Origin of the sequence: Pseudoalteromonas sp. SG41-1 (assembly GCF_014164575.1) — a bacterium.
GTDB lineage: Bacteria > Pseudomonadota > Gammaproteobacteria > Enterobacterales > Alteromonadaceae > Pseudoalteromonas > Pseudoalteromonas rhizosphaerae.
In genome coordinates this window covers 72133-94427 of record NZ_JACJFL010000013.1, presented here as the reverse complement: position 1 = coordinate 94427, position 22295 = coordinate 72133, and the positions used below count along the sequence as shown (strand labels likewise).

General features: G+C 39.5%; 18 protein-coding genes. 14 read left to right on the top strand and 4 right to left on the bottom strand.

Going from position 1 to position 22295, the window contains the following annotated elements:
• Nucleotides 1–42 precede the first annotated feature (42 nt).
• Nucleotides 43–585 (bottom strand): GbsR/MarR family transcriptional regulator, encoded by a 543-nt coding sequence (locus H5203_RS10105; protein ID WP_182819692.1) that lies wholly within the window; start codon nt 583–585, stop codon nt 43–45.
• A gap of 544 nt (nt 586–1129) precedes the next feature.
• Here H5203_RS10105 and adhP point away from each other — a divergent pair.
• The gene (gene adhP / locus H5203_RS10100; RefSeq protein WP_149980237.1) at nt 1130–2140 is read left to right on the top strand and encodes an alcohol dehydrogenase AdhP; all 1011 of its coding nucleotides are present in this window, start codon (nt 1130–1132) and stop codon (nt 2138–2140) included.
• A 47-nt stretch (nt 2141–2187) separates the two neighbouring features.
• Here the strand turns inward: adhP and H5203_RS10095 are convergent, their stop codons facing one another.
• On the bottom strand, nt 2188–4599 hold the full coding sequence (locus tag H5203_RS10095; RefSeq protein WP_182819691.1) for a TonB-dependent siderophore receptor: 2412 nt from the start codon (nt 4597–4599) through the stop codon (nt 2188–2190).
• A 208-nt stretch (nt 4600–4807) separates the two neighbouring features.
• Nucleotides 4808–6076, bottom strand: a complete 1269-nt coding sequence (locus tag H5203_RS10090; protein ID WP_182819690.1) for an amidohydrolase family protein — start codon at nt 6074–6076, stop codon at nt 4808–4810.
• 146 nt (nt 6077–6222) lie between these two features.
• Between H5203_RS10090 and H5203_RS10085 the strand changes: the two genes are divergently transcribed.
• The 3 genes from H5203_RS10085 (at nt 6223) to H5203_RS10075 (ending at nt 9136) form a co-directional block, all read left to right on the top strand.
• Nucleotides 6223–8043, top strand: coding sequence for a DUF885 family protein (locus H5203_RS10085; RefSeq protein WP_182819689.1), 1821 nt, complete (start codon nt 6223–6225; stop codon nt 8041–8043).
• A 95-nt stretch (nt 8044–8138) separates the two neighbouring features.
• Entirely contained in the window at nt 8139–8636 is a 498-nt protein-coding gene (locus H5203_RS10080) for a YcgN family cysteine cluster protein (protein WP_149980241.1), read from the top strand.
• Nucleotides 8636–9136, top strand: coding sequence for an RNA methyltransferase (locus H5203_RS10075; protein ID WP_182819688.1), 501 nt, complete (start codon nt 8636–8638; stop codon nt 9134–9136). The genes H5203_RS10080 and H5203_RS10075 overlap by 1 nt, the downstream gene beginning before the upstream one ends.
• A gap of 72 nt (nt 9137–9208) precedes the next feature.
• On the opposite strand, the gene H5203_RS10070 is transcribed toward H5203_RS10075, so the two are convergent.
• Nucleotides 9209–10939 carry a hypothetical protein gene (locus H5203_RS10070; protein ID WP_182819687.1) on the bottom strand — a complete coding sequence of 577 codons (1731 nt, stop codon included), beginning with the start codon at nt 10937–10939 and terminating at the stop codon, nt 9209–9211.
• Nucleotides 10940–11589: 650 nt separating this feature from the next.
• On the opposite strand from H5203_RS10070, the gene H5203_RS10065 reads away from it, so the two are divergent.
• The 10 genes from H5203_RS10065 (at nt 11590) to H5203_RS10020 (ending at nt 22219) form a co-directional block, all read left to right on the top strand.
• Complete coding sequence (locus H5203_RS10065; RefSeq protein ID WP_145235602.1) at nt 11590–12861, top strand: sugar MFS transporter; 1272 nt, start codon at nt 11590–11592, stop codon at nt 12859–12861.
• A gap of 421 nt (nt 12862–13282) precedes the next feature.
• Entirely contained in the window at nt 13283–15172 is a 1890-nt protein-coding gene (locus H5203_RS10060; RefSeq protein WP_182735191.1) for a methyl-accepting chemotaxis protein, read from the top strand.
• Nucleotides 15173–15205: 33 nt separating this feature from the next.
• Nucleotides 15206–16318 (top strand): diguanylate cyclase, encoded by a 1113-nt coding sequence (locus H5203_RS10055; protein WP_182819686.1) that lies wholly within the window; start codon nt 15206–15208, stop codon nt 16316–16318.
• The gene (locus H5203_RS10050; protein WP_182819685.1) at nt 16308–16925 is read left to right on the top strand and encodes a DsbA family protein; all 618 of its coding nucleotides are present in this window, start codon (nt 16308–16310) and stop codon (nt 16923–16925) included. Before H5203_RS10055 ends, H5203_RS10050 begins: the two co-directional genes overlap by 11 nt.
• A 215-nt stretch (nt 16926–17140) precedes the next feature.
• Complete coding sequence (locus H5203_RS10045; protein WP_024605229.1) at nt 17141–17893, top strand: DUF3450 domain-containing protein; 753 nt, start codon at nt 17141–17143, stop codon at nt 17891–17893.
• 9 nt (nt 17894–17902) lie between these two features.
• The gene (locus tag H5203_RS10040) at nt 17903–19270 is read left to right on the top strand and encodes a MotA/TolQ/ExbB proton channel family protein (RefSeq protein WP_182819684.1); all 1368 of its coding nucleotides are present in this window, start codon (nt 17903–17905) and stop codon (nt 19268–19270) included.
• A gap of 3 nt (nt 19271–19273) precedes the next feature.
• Nucleotides 19274–19801, top strand: a complete 528-nt coding sequence (locus H5203_RS10035) for a MotA/TolQ/ExbB proton channel family protein (protein ID WP_145235579.1) — start codon at nt 19274–19276, stop codon at nt 19799–19801.
• A gap of 50 nt (nt 19802–19851) precedes the next feature.
• On the top strand, nt 19852–20262 hold the full coding sequence (locus H5203_RS10030) for a biopolymer transporter ExbD (protein ID WP_145235576.1): 411 nt from the start codon (nt 19852–19854) through the stop codon (nt 20260–20262).
• Between the two features lie 10 nt (nt 20263–20272).
• The gene (locus tag H5203_RS10025) at nt 20273–20878 is read left to right on the top strand and encodes an energy transducer TonB (protein ID WP_149980248.1); all 606 of its coding nucleotides are present in this window, start codon (nt 20273–20275) and stop codon (nt 20876–20878) included.
• 33 nt (nt 20879–20911) lie between these two features.
• Nucleotides 20912–22219: a tetratricopeptide repeat protein gene (locus tag H5203_RS10020; protein ID WP_145235570.1), complete on the top strand. Its 1308-nt coding sequence runs from the start codon at nt 20912–20914 to the stop codon at nt 22217–22219.
• The last annotated feature ends 76 nt before the right edge of the window (nt 22220–22295 follow it).

Here is a 22295-nt window from a genome sequence, read left to right as displayed (position 1 = left end):
CCATAAAGCTCGCTAACTTTACTCTCGTCCCTCGCTAACTCTTCATTTCTTCAATATCTTATCTTTAAAGTCGAGTACTTTACCAATACCTGAGCCTAGCTTCATTAAGCTTTGTAGCTGTTCAGGGCTTAAGCGCTGTAGTTCTGAAGACCACTTAGTGACGGTTTCGAGTAGATCATGAATTTCATGCATTTGTTGCTGGGCAAACTTTTCATCGTCGTTGGTTGCAGGCTCTAACAAATTATCTCTGAGTAAACTGAGAGTAGGGTCAATCTCACGCTTTTTACGTTCTTCGAATACGCGGTTTGCCATATCCCAAATAGTACCTGCAGGGGCGTAATATTCTTTTCTGTCACCTGGAATATGCTGCACTTTTATTAAACGCCAAGATTGCAGTTCTTTGATCCCCATGCTGACATTACCACGAGAAATGCTTAAGGCATCGGCGATTTCGTTCGCTGTCATTGGCTCTTTGGTGATGATCAATAATCCACACATTTGGCCAATGGTGCGATTAAAACCCCAACGACTACCCATTTCGCCACAGTGCATTACAAAGGCAAAGTTCTTATCTGATAATGTCATTGCTTCTCAAGTTTCAATAAATAATGAAATTAATGCTAGCACGCTGAATATGTTTAGCAAGATTTACTGCGCAATACGCTGAATTTTCCTTGGCTGAATCAAGCCTATGGGATTATGTGCTGGTACTAGGGCGTGTTGACCTTTGTGGATTAAAATTTGTTCACTCTAGGGGTGATTTAATGGCGGCGCGAGGTTTGTAACCTAGTGGGGCTAAGTAAAAATCGAGCAACAAAGAGTTAATCGCCCCTAGGAAGAACCCTAAGGGCAGCGCGTGTTTGGCATTGATGCTGCGTTATCGCCTATTTATGGGGAACAACCACACTACATAGGCTCTGCCTTGCCTAAATACCAAACACACTGCTGCAAAATTAATCACAAAAGGTCAACACGCCCAAATGTCGTTCAGAACAAGTTATATCACTAAAGTTTGATTTAGATTAATTTTTACTCATCTAGAGTCGCGTAAGGTGTACACTAAATTACGACAACTAATTTCTTAACAACAACTACTCAATAACAACTTCGCAACAACAAGGAACGAGCAATGAAAGCAGCCGTTAATAGTACTTACAAAGGCAAATTAGAAATTTCAGACTTACCCATTCCAACCGTTGGAGTCAATGATGTTTTAGTTAAAATAGCCGCATGTGGTGTGTGTCATACTGATTTACATGCCTGTCATGGTGATTGGCCAGTAAAGCCTAAAATGCCGTTAGTTCCAGGGCATGAAGGTGTTGGAGTGATCGAACAGCTGGGTAGCAATATTACTCATTTAGAAATTGGTGATCGTGTTGGCATTCCTTGGCTATACAGTGCATGTGGTCATTGTGAATTTTGTTTAGAAGGTAAAGAGACCTTATGTCTTTCACAGCATAATACGGGTTACTCAGTTGATGGTAGTTACGCAGAATATTGCTTAGCCGATGGGAACTATGTTGTAAAGATCCCTGAAGGCTTAGGTTTTTCAGAAGCTGCGCCATTATTTTGTGCCGGTGTTACAACCTATAAAGCGCTAAAAGTGTCAGGTGCTAAGCCAGGACAATGGGTCGCTATTGTTGGTGTAGGTGGGCTTGGGCATCTTGCGGTGCAATATGCAAAGGCAATGGGCTTTAATGTAATTGCAGTGGATACTGGTGTTGAAAAACTGGCTTTAGCAAAAGAGTTAGGTGCAGATATCACACTGGACTTTAAAGAATGTGTACCATCAGAAGCTATATTTGAACAGGTAGGGGGCGCACATGCTGTGGTATGTACCGCTGTATCCAAGCCGGGGTTTGAGCAAGCTTATAAGAGTGTTCGCCGTGGTGGAAAATGCGTGTTAGTTGGTCTGCCTCCAGAGGATATGCCGTTGCCTATTTTTGATACTGTACTCAATGGCGTTTCTGTTGTTGGCTCAATTGTTGGCACACGTAGAGATTTACAAGAATGTTTAGAGTTTGCTGCACAGGGCAAAGTTAAAGCAATTATTGAAGAAAAACGTCTTGAAGATATCAATGACATATTTGACGATATGCTCAAAGGTGAAATTAATGGCCGTATAGTAGTCACTATGTAAACGTAAAAAAGCGCACAAGCATTTTGTGCGCTTTTACAGCTTATAACTTAAAGCTTATAGCTCAAAGTTAGCTTCGCATTGCGTTCTTCGCCTGGCATACCACCTAAAAACATTGCTTTTGAGTAATAAACTTTATTAAACAAATTATTTAAATTTAGCTGTAAGCCCCATTTATCAGTGTTATAACTTAACGCAGCATCATAAATAGTATAGCTTGGTACATAACCATCAGGAATGCCGAATGATGACGAATTAGTACTGCGATCATCAACATACTTTACGCCCGCACTTAATTTTAGTGGCTGGGCTAGTTCAAACCACTGAGCACTGTATGTTAACCATGTGCTTGCTGTTACATAAGGCACACCTTTTTGACGCGCAGCAAATGTGCTCACATTAGGGTTTTTCTGTTCACGCGCATCTTGATAAACACCATTGATATTGACCTTCCATTGATCATTTAAATAGGCATTTAGATCAAGCTCGACACCACGGGTTTTTTCTTCACCATTAAAGTAATTTTTTGGGACCGATGGATCTGGCTTTGTATCATCATAGGCAGGGTTTGCATATTCTAAGTTAGTACGTGCAGTGTCAAATACCACGAATGAGGCGAGTACCTGATCATCAAAGGCTTTTACTCTTATACCTAAATCAGTACTAAGAGACTGTGCATCATCACGGTCAGCTTCATTGCCTGAAACAGAGCCTAAAACGCTATACGCAGTGCGACCCTTCGAATGGTTTATAAATATAGACAGGTCATCAGTCGGTTTGTATGTCGCGCCTAAATTATAGGTTAAACCATTATCCGAGGTACTTGCTTCTGGCGTCGCAGCAGCGGCACTGGCCCGGTAACGTGCATCAACACCTAAATGTTCATATTTTTGAGTAATTTCGTTGTATGCAACACCAATACGGGTTGTGAAGCTGTCATTGATATAAGCAACATGTTGCAGTCCTAAGCCCCATGCTTGCACTTTTTTACTATAGTTACTGGTTTTAAGCGGATCATAGTCGCTAAATTGCCCGTCTGACCAAACCGGTGTACGAATATCTAGAATATAGGGTAAAGAGCCTTGATAGGTTATATCGCCATTTTTATCTTTGAGAATATAGTCTTTATCCCAAATAGAATACTGCGTGAAGCGTATATCGCGGTCTTCATAATTAGCATTGACTAAAAATTCGTTTTCTATATCACCTAAACTAAAGTCATAGCGTAAATCTGCAAAGTATTGCCATGACTTTTCATCGGCCTCTACTTGGCGATATTCTTGACGGCGTGCAGCAAATGGATAAAGTACATCATCAACTACCAATGGCGCACGAGGATCAGCATTGATCACGCCATTTCTTTGCCAATAGACATAATTATAGGCGCCTGTTTGACGTGCAAAACTTGACTCATAATTACGGTATTGTAACTGTTGATTTAAAAATAAATTGTCAGTTATGTAGTAATTATGAGTGAGTTTAAAACGCAGTTCTTCACCTTTATTATCTTTTGCCATGGGTGAGATAATACCGCGATGACCAAATTTATACGGTGTTAAACCATCAGACGCTGCAAGTGAATTCGCTAATTGTTGGCGCTGTGCATCAGATAATTGCAGCCCAGCAGTGGTTGGATCATTGACTAAATCATCCGCAGTTACTTGGCCGGCGGTTTTGCCATTTACCGACTGCGCATTATAAATACGGATAGGGTGGCCAATTGAATCAACTGCAATGGCATCTTTAATATAAGCGGCTGAGATCATAATATTTTGGCGGTCATTGAACACATATTTTAATGCGCCGTAGATTTCATCGCGGTCATCTTTTAAATCACGGTAGCCATCACTGTGTGCTGTTTTTGCATTAACTCTGTATGCTAGATTTTCGGTAATTGCGTTGGTGCTATCAATTGATAATGAATAGGTATTCCATTGACCAATTTCCGCTTGTATGTTGTGCTGCTCTGTAAACTGTGGCTTTTTTTCAATCAAGTTAATAACACCACCTGCGCTGCCCATGCCATATAAACCAGTGGCGGGACCTTTTAATACTTCTACGGCCTCCACATTGGTTAGTGATCGAGTTGGATTGAATGTGTTTCCTAGGCCCGCACCGCCATACATACCATCATAAGTATAATTTGCACCAAGGCCACGGATCACTAAATTGTCGCCAATTCCGTAGTTATTACCTGCTTGGGTTACACCACTGATATTACGCGCTAAGTCTTGTAAGTTATCAACGCCTTGCGAGTTTATAAGTTCCTGATCGACGATAACGATAGGCGCAGGTGTTTCCATTAACGACATATCAGATTTTGTTGCTAAACCCGAGTTTAATACAACATGATTTTGTTTTTGATAAACTGTGATGTGCTCAAGATCGGATTGTTCGGCCGCAGTTGCATTATATGCTGTTAAACAGGCTAGGGTAATTAGAGAGAATTTATGCGTTGTCATAGTCATTACCATTAAAAAATTTTCGTAATGATAATGTGTGGCATTTGTATTTCAAGTTTTAATTACCTAAAAAAGGCAATTATTTAAACCTACCCCAAGCTGCTTACCTTTTGCTTTCAAAATATTAATATATTAACAACGTATTTAGTTAGCTGTTAGTTTAACCCTTGCTTAATGATGGAGTTAGCTTAACGCTAACTCCACACATTTATTTATAAGCAACACCTGCTTTCATCACAAATGCTACATTTTCTAGCAAGGTTATGTCTTGCAGTGGATTGCCTTTGACTGCGATGATATCTGCGGCAAAGCCCGTTTTGAGTTGCCCTAACTGAGTGTCAACTTTCAACAATTTAGCACTGTTGATTGTTGCAGCTTGTATTGTTTGCAGAGGGGTCATACCAAACTCAACCATTCGCGAGAATTGTTTTGCATTATCACCATGTGGGTAAATTGCGGCATCGGTACCAAATACCATGTTGACACCCGCTTTTACGGCACGGCTAAAGCTGTCGCGTTGCTTTTTAGATACTTGACGTTCTTTTGCTAAGTTTTCTTCTGCTACACCATTTTGCTCACCAAACGTGAGGGTATATTCAGTGTTATAAATATCCATTGAAAACCAAGTGCCGTGTTTTTTAGCCAGTTTAATTGCTTCATCGTCAACAAAACTGACATGTTCAACACTGTCTACACCGGCTTTAATGGCTGCGGTAATACCACTGGTACCATGTGCATGTGCAGCAACCGTTAAACCGCGCATATGTGCTTCATCAACAATGGCAGTCATTTCTTCTAATGAATACTGTTGAATACCAACTTTTGTGCCCTTGGAAAATACTCCGCCAGTGGCGCAAAACTTAATAACATTGGCACCGTACTTGATGTTTTCGCGTACTTTTGCACGAACAGCCCATGGGCCATCAGCCACACCTTCGGCAGTGTATTTCATTTCAGGAGGTAGACGGTTGTTGTCACAGTGACCACCCGTTACACCCAAAGAGGGACCAGCAGCCCAGATGCGTGGGCCAATAATATCGCCTGCATTAATGCCGTCACGTACTGCAATGACACTGTAACCTTCGGCGCCCACGTTACGTAAGGTTGTAAAACCCGCTTTTAAGGTTTTTTCTGCAAAATAGGCCGCTTTAATCGCTTTACGTGGCACTGACTGACCGATACGTTCACTACGAGGGACTGTTGGATCGCTGGTTAAGTGTACGTGCATATCCATCAGGCCAGGCAGAATGGTTAACTCGGGCAACTTAATATGGTCATCACCTTGTTGTAGGGTTGGCATGGTGCCACTACTGATTTTAGTAATAATACCGTCATCGATTTGAATAAGCGGCGCATTAATAAGCTTGCCATTATTTACGTCTAGCATTGCTTTAGCACTAACGTATGTTGTTGCTTGCGCGCTAAAAGCGCTGACACACAGTAAGCCCAAAGGGACAGAAAGTGATAATTTATTCATTTATTTTCTAATTTTTGATTATTTAATATAGCAATGTAGCAAGCAGTTTTTAGGCTGTAAACAAAACGCGATAAGTATCGTATTTTCTTTATTTAGCGATTTGAAAGCTGCATACTTGCGCTAACTACTTATACTCAGGGATCATTATGAAAAAATTTAAGTTAACCTTGCTTGTCGCTGGTGTACTCAGCGCTTTGTCTGCGTGTTCAAATACGGCTAATAATAATTTAAATAAGCCACAAGCAGCATTAACAAGTGAAACTGCCAGCGCAACAACACAACAATTAAATAGCTTGGTTGAGCAGTACTTTGTGGATTCGTTGCAATTTAGCCCTCTTGGCGCCACTTATATTGGTTATAATCAATACAATAACCAATTTACAGCACCGAGTACTGCGCAAAACCTAGCTCAGCAGCTTGCTTTTTATAAAGATTATCAGCAACGTTTAGCGGCGATTGACCAGCAGCAGTTAACCGGTCAAGCCTTGTTAAGTTATGAAATACTGGCACGGGATTTAGCATTAACAATCGAAGGTTTTCAATTCCCGAGTTACTTATTACCAATTAACCAAATGTCTGGCGCTCACAATACGTTTGCAGGCTTTGGATCGGCGCAAAGTGCGCAGCCATTTGCAAATTACCAAGATTATGAAAATTTCGTCGCGCGTGCTGAAGGTTTTGTAACTTGGTTAAGCAGTGTGCAAGATGCTATGCAGCAAGGGGTAAATGAAGGCATTGTTTTACCAAAGCCATTAGCTGAAAAGTTATTACCGCAATTTCAAGCTCATATAGTTACCAGTGCAGAACAATCTTTATTTTATAGTCCGATAAAGCAGCTTCCAGAGCAATTCACAGCAGCGCAAAAGCAACAACTCACTGACCAATATAGTGCACTTATTATGGATAAGTTGGTCCCAGCTTATACAAAAATGAGCGAGTTTTTAGCAACCACTTATATACCAAATAGCCGTGCAACAGTAGGTTATAGCGATTTACCAAATGGTAAAGCATGGTATGAATACCAAATAAAGAAAAACACCACCTTGAGTTTATCTGCAGATGAAATTCATGAAATTGGTTTAAAAGAAGTATCGCGTATCCTTAATGAAATGAAAAAAGTAAAGGAAACCGTTGGTTTTAAAGGCAGTTTAAGTGAGTTTTTTACTCATTTACGAGATTCTGATGAGTTTTATTTTGATACACCTGAGCAATTAATTGCGGCCTATGAAGCCGTAAAGTTAAAAATTGATGCGCGTGTACCTAAATTATTTAACATTGTCCCCAAAGCTGATTACGTTGTAAAAGCGGTTGAAGATTTTCGTGCTGAGTCTGCGGCAGGAGCATCTTATCAATCACCAGCACCGGATGGCTCTCGTCCGGGAATTTTTTATATTAATACCTTTAATTTAAAAGCGCAGCCTAAGTTTCTACTCGAAACATTGTCAATCCATGAAGCAGCCCCAGGACACCATTTTCAAATCGCCTTACAGCAAGAAGTTCAGTCATTACCTGAGTTTCGAAAATTTGGTGGTTACACAGTGTTCGCCGAAGGTTGGGCATTATATGCTGAAAGTCTAGGTAAAGAATTGGGTTTATTTACCGACCCATATATGTGGTATGGCCGTTTATCTGATGAGCAATTACGCGCTATGCGATTAGTGCTCGATACAGGTTTTCATGCTAAAGGCTGGACTCGTCAACAAGGTATTGATTACATGCTGGCTAATTCCTCAATGGCTTTAAGTGATGTAACCGCAGAAGTTGAGCGCTATATAGCTTGGCCAGGACAAGCATTGTCGTATAAATTAGGGCAATTTAAAATTCAAGAACTGCGAGATTATTGTAAACAAGCATTAGGTGATAAATTTGATATTAAAGAGTTTCATACGCAAATTTTAATTGATGGTGCTTTGCCGATGCCAATACTAGAAGCGAAAATTAAACGTTGGGTTGATACGCAGCGCTAACTTTTAAACTTGAAATAGCGCAAAGCTGAATGTAGCTTTGCGCGCGGTGCTCAATTAAGCTAAAATGCGCGCTATTAGGGGCACCGAGTTATACCATGTTTGAAAACCAATTTTGGCTTGAGAAATCACTTGAGCAAATGTCACAAAATGAGTGGGAAGCCATTTGCGATGGCTGTGGAAAATGCTGTTTAAATACCTTTATAGACAGCGAAGATGAAGATGAGTTTACCGCCACAGATCAACTTCGCGATGGTGAAGAACTCATTTTTACTAATATTGTTTGCCAATACTTAGATAATAATACGTGTGGTTGTAGTGAGTATGAAAATCGACAAACATTAGTCCCGTCATGTGTAAAATTAACTAAAGAAAACCTCGACAGCATTTTCTTCATGCCGCAAAGTTGTAGTTACCGCCGTTTACACGAAGGCCGTGGTTTAGCGTCTTGGCATCCACTAAATAACGGTGGCAGCAAAGAACTAATGCATACATTGGGTATTTCTGTAAAAGACAAAACAGTAAAAGATTGTGATGTAGCTCTAGATGACTTTGATCTGTATGAAGCTGATTGGCCAACGAGGGATTGCGATTAATGACTGCGAAGATTGGTTTGATCAATCCTAAAAGTCCCTCTAACGTTGGCGCAGTGTTAAGAGCTGCGGGTTGCTATGGGGCTGAACAAGTATTTTTTACTGGCACGCGTTATTTAAATGCTAAAAAGTTTCATACCGACACAAAAAATGTTGTTGAACGCATTCCACTGACTTGCGTTGAGGATTTAGCAACAGCAAAGCCCGCAGGTGCGACCGTGGTGGTGATTGAACTAATAGAAGGTGCAACTCCTTTGCCTGAGTTTGTTCATCCTGAAAACGCATTTTATATTTTTGGCCCTGAAGATGGCTCAATTAGCAAAGATGTACTGAACTGGTGCGATGAAGTGGTGTATATCCCAACAATTGGTTGTATGAATTTAGCAGCTACCTGTAATGTGGTTCTTTACGATCGACAAGCTAAACTCGGTGGAGTAGAAAGCTCTGATCAAACGATTATTCAAAGCCGCGACACCAATAATAAAATGATATGGCAGAAATAGTACAAACTGAATTGAACAATTGAAAAAAGGGGCAATTAATGCCCCTTTTTTCGTTTAATTCCAAAAAAGTTATTACTTTTTAGTAATTTTGATCTCTGAATTAATAACAATCCCTTCATCTTTTATATCTGTTGCAAAATACACAGACATTGTTTGATTTTTTAATTGTTCAAGTTCTTCCGGGATCACTTGCCCTGTCATTTTAAATACTTCGATGACAGGAGTCATTAATGAGCTGAGGTCAACTGCGGAAGTTAAAAATCCATTTTTTTCAAGCGCTTGTTCTGATAATGTATTTGCAATAGCTGCTGATTTTTCACCAGTGAATAAAACAATATGCTTTCCTTTTTTAGCTAACCTTATATCAAGGCCAGCAGGTAAAGGATAAGGAATTGCAGCATTGACACTAATTGCATCGCCGTTTTCTGGTATTTCAAGCTCCGCTAATGCGGGTAAAAATCCTTTAGCAGTAAAAAGTAAATTATCAGGATCTGTCGCAGAAAGTGTGATTAGCGCGTCTAAAGCTTTTAGTTGTGGCAGTTGATTTGCATCGGCTTCTAAAGCAAGATCTTGAATACTTACACTGACACCTTGAATACCATTAGCCATAGCGGTCATCATTGATAGTGCAGCTAAATTTGAGTCTTGAGTTTGTTGCTGTAAAGCAACAAGAGGTGCACACTCAAATTCAGCTTTTTTAAATGTACTTGAGAGTATATTTAAAAGCGGTGGAATTTTTGAAATATCCGCACCATAAGCAAAGCTTAGCATTTGCCCGTCAAGTTTAGTTGTATGCTCAGGAACAAAACCTCGCACAGATTTTAATGTTTTAATAATATCTGTAGCAGTGCTTTGGAAAATAGCATCAGCTTTAAAATGAGCATCAGAGTTTGTTACTTGTATGTACGTGCTACCGGTTACTGATGCAGGCCAATAACTAACAAGATTGGTAATGTCATTTTGGCACTGTGGTGTTCTAGCTACCTCTAAAGCATTTGGATCACCCAATTCTTTTAATAGTTCATCAAGCATTTCACCTAGGCGTGATGGTGTTCTAGCGGTAATAGCATTAGCAATCTCAACATGGTCTATATACGCAATAGAGTGGCCATCAAATGAATAATTAGTAATATAGTTTTCAAGTTTAGCGGTTTGCGTTAATGATTTTGTTGGTTTATCAATTGCTAAAGCAAGACGTAAATCTTTAATTGTATTAAGTTTTGTATCAAACGTGATGGTAGCCCAGTTATCTTTAACAGACACAATTAAGTTTAATGTAATGTCATTTTCAAGTACTAAAGGGTACGTGTTGTAGTCAACACCTTCGATGGTTTGTGTTGTGAAGTTAATTCCCGCTTTATCAGCTGAGCTATTAATTGTATTAAATAAAGCTGTTTCATCTTCAAGTTGATAGCGTAATACTGGCATTAGACCAATTGTATAGGCTAGAGCTTTATAATCATCGGCGAATCCCCAGGCTGCTTTTAGTGTTTCATAAGATGACAATGATGTTTGATATTGATCTAATAGAGACGCTAAAAACTGTGCATTGTTATCGTTACTTGCCGCTAAGTTTTCGATCAATGGCGTAAAATCGTCAGCACCTTTCATTTGATCTGGAATCAAATTGAAATATTTACTATAGGGAAATGGTTTTAGCTGACCATAAAATAAAGCAGTATCAGCAGGGACGTAATCAAGTTGAGCAAGTTCTAATGAGGCTGTTGAACTGTCAGTTTGTGTATAGATTATTGCACCCGCCGCTACAGCAACTGCGCAACCAGCAAGTAGTTTGGTGTTCATTTGGAAATTCCTTTTTTGTATCAGTACCAAGCGGTACGTTCTGTAGTATTTATGTTTTGTAAAACGATATCATAAAAGTGCGTAGTCTAGCGAGGAAAAGCACTATTAGTGTTGGTTGTAATGAGGGCACGGTATTATATAAAATTATTAATTTTTACTGCGATAAATCGGCAATAGTTGGTTAAGATGCAGATGCGCTAGCAATGGCAGCGAAATAGCAACACTTCGCATAAATATATGTTGGCATTTTGCCCTTGGTAATCATCTACAATAGCAAAGCCACTGTTAATCTCACCTAAATAGGCCATTGCATAGTTAAATATAAAATGTGTACAAGAGGCTAAGTAGCGAGTCTATTTATCAAAAAATCAAAAATGGCGCCATCGTCTTTATGGAAGTGCTAAAAGCCTCCTGATCTTGTTTGTCAACACAATTTAGGTGATAAAAATTTAAACTGGTTTTGATATGTCCTTGAAAAAAAATCACTGCTTTGGAAATTAGCCAGCATCTATGTCCATTTCTAGTTAATTAAATTCGTTAAATAGCGATACCATTGAATAAAAAGTATGGAACGGTCCAAATATTAGTTTGTGATCTTTTTATTGGAGTGTGTAGAATCAAACACAACTTGTTAATGGAGTGAAAATCACGTGAGTGAAATAAATACAAATAAAACGTTTGTCACTGAGCAGTCGCAGCAAAATAATAATTACCTGTTACCTTTGACTGCAATGACAACTCTATTTTTTTTATGGGGTTTTATCACAGTACTAAATGATGTACTGATCCCGCGTTTAAAAGGGGTGTTTGATCTTAGTTATACTGAAGCGATGTTAGTGCAGTTCTGCTTCTTTGGCGCTTACTTTATTGTTTCTTTACCTGCGGGAATATTGGTTAAGAAATTTGGTTATAAAAATGGTGTGCTTAGCGGTCTTATCGTGGCTTCTATCGGCTGTATGTTATTTTACCCTGCTGTAGTCGTACATGAGTATTGGCTATTTTTAACCGCATTATTTGTTCTAGCTGGTGGTATTACCGTATTGCAAGTATCAGCTAACCCTTACGTTGTGGCGCTTGGGCCTGAAAAAACAGCTTCGTCTCGGTTAAATTTAGCGCAAGCGCTTAATTCATTGGGAACTACTATTGGGCCCTATGTTGGTGGTATATTGTTCTTTGGTGCCGCAGGCACATTGACGGCATCTGCGGCGACTGCTGAATCGGTAAAAGTCCCTTATTTAATGCTTGCTGCAGCACTGCTTACTATTGCGGTCGTATTTGCATTTTTAAAACTGCCTGAAATCAAATCACATAAAGAAGAACTTGATTGCAAAGCAAAAGATCATTCTTTAACGCAAGCCCCGCATTTAGTTATGGGGGTGTTAGGTATCTTTTGTTATGTTGGTGGAGAAGTGGCAATAGGCAGCTTTTTAGTTAACTTTTTTGGTGAAGCTCACATTGCAGGACTTGAAGAGCATGCCGCCGCGTCATTAATTGCCTATTATTGGGGCGGGGCGATGGTAGGACGCTTTATTGGCTCTGCTGCATTACAAAAAATTGCACCATCAAAAGCAATTGCTTTTAATGCATTTGCGGTAATTGCGTTACTTCTAATTACAATCTTCACCGAAGGTGACGTTGCTTTGTATGCTGTACTGTCGATTGGTTTATTTAATTCAATTTTGTTTCCAACAATTTTCTCAGTCGCCATTCAAGGGCTAGGTTCATTAACTAGTAAAGGATCAGGTTGGCTTTGTTTAGCGATTGTTGGTGGTGCATTAATACCCTTAATTCAAGGTATTGTTGCTGATGCAATGAATATTCAAGTTAGTTTTATCATCCCAGCACTTTGCTATTGTTTTATCGCTTGGTACGGATTAAATGTTGTAAAACTTGCGAGCAAGTGGCAACAAAAAATAAACTAAGCTAATCGTAAACCTCTTCAGATAAATGCATTTGCAGCACTGTTAATGCATTTATCTACTTATTATTCTCAATTAATTAGCCGCACTCTAAAGTGAAAACTTCTCAGTTATGTTCATTACAAAATAACGACTTATATGCACTGAATACGTATTCAATCGCTATTGCTTATAATATTAATTGGAAGCTTCCAATTTTGAGTTTGTTATTTTTCTGTGTAATTACGAAATTGGCTAACTTTAACTGACAATGAATTACGTTATTAATTTGTTGTATTAATAAGTGCTACACTTAATTTTTTACCATGCTTTATTATTGTTTTTGACTGGGATATAGCAAGTTTTGCCGATAAGATAAGACAAATAGCGTTATTTTTGTTAAAAAGTAGTTAGCTAACAACGATAAAAGATAAATAGGTGTGTCATGCAAAGCTCGCTAAAATTTACCACCAAGGTAACTATCGCAGCATCTGTAGTATTAGTGTTGGTGCTGGGGTTATTTACCATCAATAACTTTATTTCAATGCGCTCACAAACGCAGCAGCAACTGTCTCTAATATTACAAGAAAGCTCTCAATCGGTTTCACAAAATATTGCTAACTGGCTCAATAATAAATTAGCTATTGTTCAGTCTGTTGCGAAAACGCATCAGCAAAATGACACTAAGGAATTAACTCTTAGTCAACTCAATAGCGCAGAAATGGCAGGTAAGTTTAAAAACACCTATATAGGCAAACCTGATGGTACTTTTGTACTCAATGATCAAACAGTTGTATTACCTGCTGATTATGATGCCACAATCCGTCCTTGGTATAAGCTGGTAGAAAATAAAACCACCACAGCGTTTACGACTCCTTATATCGACGTAACCACCAATGAGCTAACTATTTCAGCGGTTGCGCCCATTTTAAATAATGGCCGTTTTAGTGGTGTCGCAGGTGCCGATATTGATATGCAAACCATTACTCAAATAGTCAATGAAATTGATTTTTTAGGTTTTGGTTATGGTTTTCTATTAGACAGTGACGGTCGCATTCTGAGCCATCCAGATATCAAACTAAACGATCAGAGTATGGCGAAGCTGTTTGGTAAAAAGCTTGCTTTAAAAGCTGAATTTGTCGAGCAGGAAATTGCTGGTATTGATCATCTTGTATCATTTACACATATCAAAGGTATTGAAAATGTAGATTGGTATTTAGGTGTGGTGATCAACAAAGATATTGCTTATTCATCTGTTGCTTCATTTAGAAATATGGCTGCAATATATATGTGTTTGGGTGTTATCGCGACGATATTAATGATGCAATTTTCACTGCGTTATTTGATGCGGCCTATGCAGCGTTTAAACGATGCAATTAAAGATATTGCCCAAGGTGAGGGGGATTTAACTCGTCGTTTAGAGATTGAAAACGATGACGAATTTGGTGAACTTTCAGGTTACTTTAATGCCTTTATAGATAAAATTCATACCTCAATTGAGCAAGTAAAAACGACCACGGTTGAACTTGAACGTTCAGTGGAAAGCTTAGTTGAGCAAACAGAGTCGACGCTAACGATGTACAGTGACCAAACTAAACGCACAGACAGTGTTGCAACAGCGATTAATCAGCTGTCATCAAGTGCGATTGAAATATCAGGCAGTGCAAGCCATGCATCAACCCTTGCTACCGATGCGAATTCACAGTCAGTGCAAAGTCAAAGCACGTTAAATGATAATATCAATGCCATTGGTGTGTTATCGCAAAATATGGAACAAGCACAACAAATTATAAGTAGTGTTGCTGAACACTCTGCAAGTATTGGTCAAGTACTCGAAGTTATTAAAGGAGTCAGCGAGCAAACTAATCTACTTGCGCTTAATGCTGCAATTGAAGCCGCTCGTGCCGGTGAGGCTGGTCGTGGATTTGCAGTTGTTGCAGATGAGGTGCGCCAGTTAGCTCACCGTACTCAGCAATCAACTCAAGAAATAGAAAATACTGTTAGCCAATTACAGCAAGGCTCGGACACTGCTGTTTCAGTTATGAAGGCTAGTTTAGTTGAAAGCGAAAATACTGTAAAACAAGCGCAAGCAGCCGGTGAGCAAATGGCAGGAGTAACCAAAGCTATAAAAGCAATTGATGATGTAAATCATAGTGTTGCAAATGCAACCACTGAACAAAATCAGGTAATACAATCTTTAGATAATGATATTCATACAATTAGTGAGTTATCTCAACAAGGCCAGCTAAACTTAAATAACACCTTAGCTGAGTGTACTCGTTTAAAACTGCAATTTGATGAACTTGAAAAAATGGTGCTACGTTTTAAAGTCTAAATGCAATCAGCGATAACTAAAAAGATATAATAAATGACGCCTGAATCACCTGAAAGCCAACCTAGTTGGCTTAACTTAGTTAATATAGACAGTGTTTACAGCGCTGAAAAACAGCGTCGTGCGTTTACATTTTTTACTATGATATTCATTGCGGTTGTATTGATCACAACTTTAGTCACAGTTAACTACTCGGTTTATGCAAAACTTCTGACTATTATGTTAGTGCTATCCGACTTAACCTTTTTTATATGCGCAGTGTATTTTTTGCGTACTGGGCGTTTAACTGGGGTCGCAATACTCGTACTGAGTGTTATTTGTGTATTATGTTTAGCATTGGTGTACACCGGGGGCAAGGAAAATACAGCGCTTTATTGGCTGATGTTTTACCCAGTTGTCTCGTTTTCTACACTCGGCCTAAGAGTTGGATTTTTAGCCGTGTCATCGCTATTAGCACTTACCTGTTTGTTTCTTTATGGTCCTGACATAGGGCAAATGATGTATGGTAATGCTGAAAAAGTTCGTTTTACCGCCTCATTTATTTTGGTGTTTTTATTCGCTTTTATAGGCGAGTATTTCCGTAATAAAAGCCACTTAGAAATTGCACGCATTACTTTGTTACAAAAGCAAGACGCCTATACTGATCAGTTAACAGGCCTTGCCAATCGGCGCTTTATTAGCAGCCATTTTTTGCCGTTTGCAAAATTGAACTCTGAGCAGTATTTACCTTTTACAGTGTTGTTAATCGATCTGGATCTGTTTAAAAATATTAATGATAATTTTGGGCATGATTTTGGCGATCAAGCATTAATCGAATTTAGTAGGATGCTTGAAACACAGTTACGCTCATCAGATATTAAAGTTCGCTACGGTGGTGAAGAGTTTATGGTGATATTACCAAAAACAGTAATTACTGACGCCTATGCCGTAGCCGATAAATTTAGAGAATACGTAGCTGCACAAGTAATAGTGTTTAATGAGCATCAATCTACCTCTGTCACTTGTAGCATAGGGGCTGCACAAGTTGGTCATATCGAAACGTTTAACCAAACAGTTAAACTAGCTGATGAATACTTGTACCAAGCAAAACGCCTAGGGCGAAATAACGTTGTTTCCAGTGAACAGCAACAGGCCAATAATGAACAATAGTCAGCTTATATATGTGTACGACCCAATGTGCAGTTGGTGTTGGGGTTTTCAAAAGTGCTGGCAAAAAATCCAAGACGCCTTAGCGAATGAAGTTGATATTATTTATAAAGTAGGTGGCCTTGCTGCTGATTCCGATCAGCCAATGACAGTAAGTATGCAACAGTTTTTACAACAAACTTGGCAGCGTATTGGCCAGCAAACCGGTGCTAAATTTAACTTTGATTTTTGGCAAAACTGTCAACCACGCCGCAGCACTTATCCTGCGTGTCGGGCGGTTATTGCAGCACGTTATTTCAATAAAGAGCGGGTTATGCTTGGCGCTATCCAGCAGGGGTATTATTTATCGGCACAAAATCCTTCGGATCTTAATACACTCGTTAGCTGTGCACAGCAAATAGGTATTGCTGCTGATGAGTTTTTAGCTATATTGCAAAGTGAACAACTTGAACAGGCGTTTCAACAAGAGTTAGCGTATGTTCAGCAGTTACCCGTGCAGGGTTTTCCATCTTTAGTTCTTTGTCATAAACAGCAGTACTTTGCTATCGCCATAAACTATACCAACGCAAATGCTATGATCAGCACCATTCATTGCATACTTGCTGATTAATTTATTTAATCTCACTTCACTCATCATTCAAGCGTATACGCTTGTTAAATATTAAAAACTATTGCTTTATCTAAGGTAAAAAGCTGTATTTATGGCAGTTGTCATAAAAAGGACTTTTTAGCGCAACACCTCTGTCATTTTTCACCTATAGAATCTCGTTCATTGATATTAAGCAACTAGCAAATCCGCTAATTTAACGAGTAAAGGTGTATGCGATGAAAGGCGTTAAACCATTGATATTAGCTAGTATTGTAGCCATGAGTGCAACAGTGCAAGCAAGTGATTTAAATAAGGTTATCGATAAAAGCAGTGAAATTAACCAGTCAGCTGCGCAATCACAAACAAAAATAGACAAGATTGCAGACTCTATGCAGGGTCGTTTACAACAGTTTAAAACCCTTAATAAAGAAATTGATGGTTTGACAGTTTATAACGCACAACTAAGCAAACAGCTTAGTAACCAAGTGAGTGAAATGGAAGCCATTAACTTATCTATGGATCAAGTGTCTATTATTGAACGTCAAATTACTCCATTAATGCTACGCATGATCACAGGGCTTGAGCAATTTGTTGCTCTTGATGTGCCGTTTCTAACCGATGAACGTGAAAAGCGTTTAGCGTCATTAAAAGACATGATGAACCGTGCTGACATTAATTCAAGTGAAAAATTCCGCCGTGTTTTAGAAGCGTACCAAGTTGAAGTTGATTACGGCCGTACCATCGAAGCCTATACCGCGTTATTAGATGTTGATGGTCAAGAGCGTGAAGTCGATTTCTTACGCATTGGTCGTTTAGAACTTATTTACCTTACTCGCGATGGTAAAAAAGCAGGCTCATGGGATACAACAAGCAAACAGTTTGTTGCCCTGGATGACTCAACAATCAGCCAAATTAGTAAAGGTTTACGTATTGCACGTAAGCAACTTGCCCCAGATATGTTAACACTGCCAGTACACGCTGCGGATTAAGAGGTTAAAATGAAACTTTTTACAAAAATGACCAAAATTGCTTTATTTGGTGCCACCCTTGGTTTTGCGGGCAACAGCGTTGCTGCTGAAGCTATGGATTTAGACTCGTTATTAAAAACACTTGAGCAAGGTAAAACACAGCAATCAGCACAAAATAAACAACGCGAGCAAGAATTTGCTGCACGTCAAAATGAACAAGTGCAAATGCTTAAAAACACTCAAGCAAAACGTAATCAAATGCTGGTTGAGTCTGAGCGTCTTGAAACACAGTTCGAAGAAAATGAAGTAAAACTTGCGAACCTAACCGATACATTATCTAAGCGTATGGGTTCATTGAAAGAACTGTTTGGTGTGCTGCAACAAGTGGCTGGCGATTCAAGTAATAAATTTGCAACGTCAGTAGTGTCTGCACAGCTACCTGGTCGTGGTGCTTTTATGGATGAATTGGCTCAAAAAATGGGCTCGACTTCTAAACTTGCATCAATCGAAGACATTGAAAAAGTATGGTTTGAACTGCAACGCGAAATGACTGAGCAAGGTAAAGTGTCACGTTTTACAACAGATGTAATTGTAGAAGGCGGCAACAAAGCTAAACAAGAAGTTATGCGAGTGGGGGCTTTTAACTTAATTTCAGAAGGTAAGTACCTTGATTATAACACCAGCACTAATACGTTAAGCGAGCTTACCCGTCAGCCTGTTGGCCGTTACACCTCAACGGCGAATGATTTACAACAAGCTAAATCAGGCACTGTACAATTTGCGCTTGACCCAACTGGTGGCTCTATCCTTGGTTTATTGGTACAAGCACCTGATACTTCAGAGCAAGTACATCAAGGTGGTGCAGTAGGTTACGTTATTTTAGGCGTTGGCTTACTTGCTTTAATTATCGCTATTGAACGATTTGTTTCATTGATGCTAATGGGCAGCAAAATCCGTCGTCAACTTCAAGACTCAGTGCCACGTGATGACAATCCACTTGGTCGTGTAATGAAAGTCAAAGATCAATACCCTGATGTAGCATACGACACCTTAGAGCTTAAATTAAGTGAAGCGATTTTACGTGAAATGCCAAAAATCACCCGCAACTTAACGCTCATTAAGATTATCTCGGTCGTTGCTCCATTGTTAGGTCTTCTTGGTACGGTAACCGGTATGATCAATACCTTCCAAGCAATCACCTTGTTTGGTACAGGTGACCCTAAATTAATGGCTGGTGGTATTTCACAAGCGCTTGTTACTACGGTACTTGGCTTAGTTGTGGCAATCCCAACAGTATTTTTATACACCTTATTGAATACCCGCTCTAAGAACTTGCTGCTTATTTTGCAAGAACAAAGCGCAGGTATTATCGCTGAGCGTAGCGAAAAGGGAGCATAACCCATGGTGCTATTGATTGACTCAATCAATGCTATCCGTGATTTTCTCGACACTGGTGGCCAAGTTCTGTTGGTCATCGGAGTGTTAATCTTCGCGATGTGGTTATTGATACTCGAGCGATTTATTTATTTTTTTAATGGTTTTCGTAGTTACAAACATGCCATTAAAAGTAGTTGGACAGGGCGCGATGAGCGTAATAGCTGGAACGCTGAGCAAATCCGCCAAGCAACTATTTCACGCGCTGGGATGAAGTTAAACAACAACTTAGCGCTGATCAATGTGATGGTTGCCTTGTGTCCGCTGCTGGGGTTACTCGGTACGGTAACAGGTATGATAGAAGTGTTTGATGTGATGGCGATTACCGGAACGGGCAGTGCGCGTTCAATGGCATCAGGTGTATCGAAAGCGACTATCCCGACAATGGCAGGCATGGTTGGTGCGTTATCTGGTGTATTTGCTTCTACGTACTTACAACGCAAAGCAAAGCGCGAAGTAGCCCTACTTGAAGACAGCATGGTTTTAGACCATTAAACAACAATTTTTAGTATGTGGCGAAAGCCACATACAATCAGGAGAATAAAATGAGAGCCCCATTAGGAAGCCTTTTTCAAGAAGATGAAGCTGAAGAAATAAACATGACCCCGATGCTTGATGTTGTGTTCATCATGCTTATTTTCTTCATTGTAACCGCCTCTTTTGTTAAAGAGTCAGGTATCGATGTAAATCGCCCAGAAGCGGCAACAGCCGTTAAGAAAGAGCGTGCAAATATTCTAGTTGCGATTTCAGATCAAGGTGAAATTTGGATCAATAAACGTCAAATCGATGTGCGTGCTGTGCAAGCAAACATTGAGCGTTTAAAAGCAGAAAATCCACAAGGTAGTGTGGTTATTCAGGCTGACAAAAAAGCCACTACAGATACCCTTATTAAAGTGATGGATGCAGCACGCGCCGCAGGTGTATTTGATGTGTCTATCGCGGCACAAGAAGCCTAAGGAAGCCATAATGCGTTATTTAGTAGCATTATTAGTTGCCGGTGTTGTGACCTTTATGTTGTTTTTGGGCATGCAAGCGCTTATCACCGGTGGTGAAGGGGCGATGACTGAGCCTGCAAAAGGCAATGTACTTGATTTTGTAAGGCTTAAAAAAGAAGAAACGGTACAAAAGAAAGAACGTAAACCACAAAAGCCGCCAACGCCGAAAGAGCCTCCGCCGCCAATGGATTCACCGCAAATGCAAAATAGTGATCCAAATGCAGCAGCGTCTAACTTTGACTTTGGTGCCAGTGTTGATGCTGACGTGAGTCTTAGTGGCGGGTTAGCACTTGATTCAAGCGACGGTGAATATCTACCGATTGTAAAAGTGGCACCTGTTTACCCGCGTCGAGCATTGTCACGGGGCATTGAAGGCTATGTGATTGTTGAGTTTACAGTGACTAAGCAAGGTACTGTTCGTGATGCAAAGGTAGTAAAAGCTGAGCCTGAATCATTGTTTGATCAAGCAGCCATGGATGCCGCACTTAAATTTAAATACAAACCTCGCGTAGTAGACGGTGAAGCTGTTGAAGTTGCGGGTGTACAGAATAAAATTTCTTTCCAAATAAATGGTTAGCACTGAATAAATGGATAGAGAAACGAGGCGATTATGAAATTATTAAAAACAGCATTATTTTGCTCGTTAGCACTAAGTGCTAGTGTTGCTTTACCAAGCGTAGTAAGTTTGTTGCCAGGTGTTAATTTAGCAACGGCCTATGCAGAGGAAGTAAAAACAAAGCGCGTGCCGGCACTGCGTGAAAAAGTATATAGCCAATTGGCTCGTGCGCAAAAGTTAGCTGATGATGGTGATGCAAAAGCGGGCCTTGCTGCGCTTGATAATATTAATGAACGTTCATCCAGTATGAACTCGTATGAAAAAGCCATGATGTATAATTTTTATGGTTTTATTTATTACAACGAGAATGATTTACCGAAAGCGATCGCGTCGTTTGAAAAAGTCGTTGCTGAAGAAGAGATCCCTGAGTCTTTACGATTAAGTACCAGCTTTAGTTTAGCGCAGCTTGCAATGGCGAATAGCGATTACAACAAAGTGTTAGACTTTTTAGCGCAATGGGATGCAATCAACACTAAGCCTAAAACGGATGCTTACTATGTGCTTAAGTCGCAAGCTTACTATCAGCTAAAAGATTACCAAAATGGTATTGATAACATTAACTTGGCTATCGCGCAAAGTGATAGTGAAGGCAAACAGCCAAAAGAGAACTGGTTAGTGTTACTGCGTGCTATGTATTATTCACTTAATCAAACTGAGAATGTAGTTGCTGTACTTGAACGTATGGTCAAACTTTACAATAAGCCTGAGTATTGGGTTCAGCTCGGTGGTATGTATGGCGAAACAGGTAAAGAAAAACAGCAGTTAGCAATACTCGAAGCCGCTTACCAGCAAGGTTTTTTGACTTCTAAATCAGACTTGCGTCAACTAGCACAAGTTTATTTATACAATGGTTTAGCTTTTAAAGCTGCCGATGTGATGAGTAAAGCTGTTGCATCTGGTATTGCGGAAAAGTCAGCTAAAAATTACGCATTTATTGCAGAAGCCATGATACAAGCAAAAGAAGATGAAAAATCTGTTAGTTATTTTGCAAAAGCAGCTGATCTTTCAAGCCATGGAAAGTACGAGCAACGTTTAGCCGAAGTGTATGTGAATCTTGAAAAGTATGAAGATGCAGCTGATGCAGCGCGTAAAGCGCTTGATAAAGGTTCACTAGATTTTGAATCAAATGCTTATGTTGCTTTAGGTATGGCGCAATATAGTTTACAAAACTTTGACGCGTCTATTTTAGCATTCGAACAAGCCGAGAAGCATAAAAAATCGCAGCGATTAGCTGAACAATGGATTAAATACGTGAAACGTGAAAAATTGCATGCTGAAACATTACGCACTGCTTTGTTATAAGTAAATATGCGTTAAGAAACGCTATTTTAACTTCAACGATTTTATTAAAAAACTCGTTTTATAATCGCAACACCAA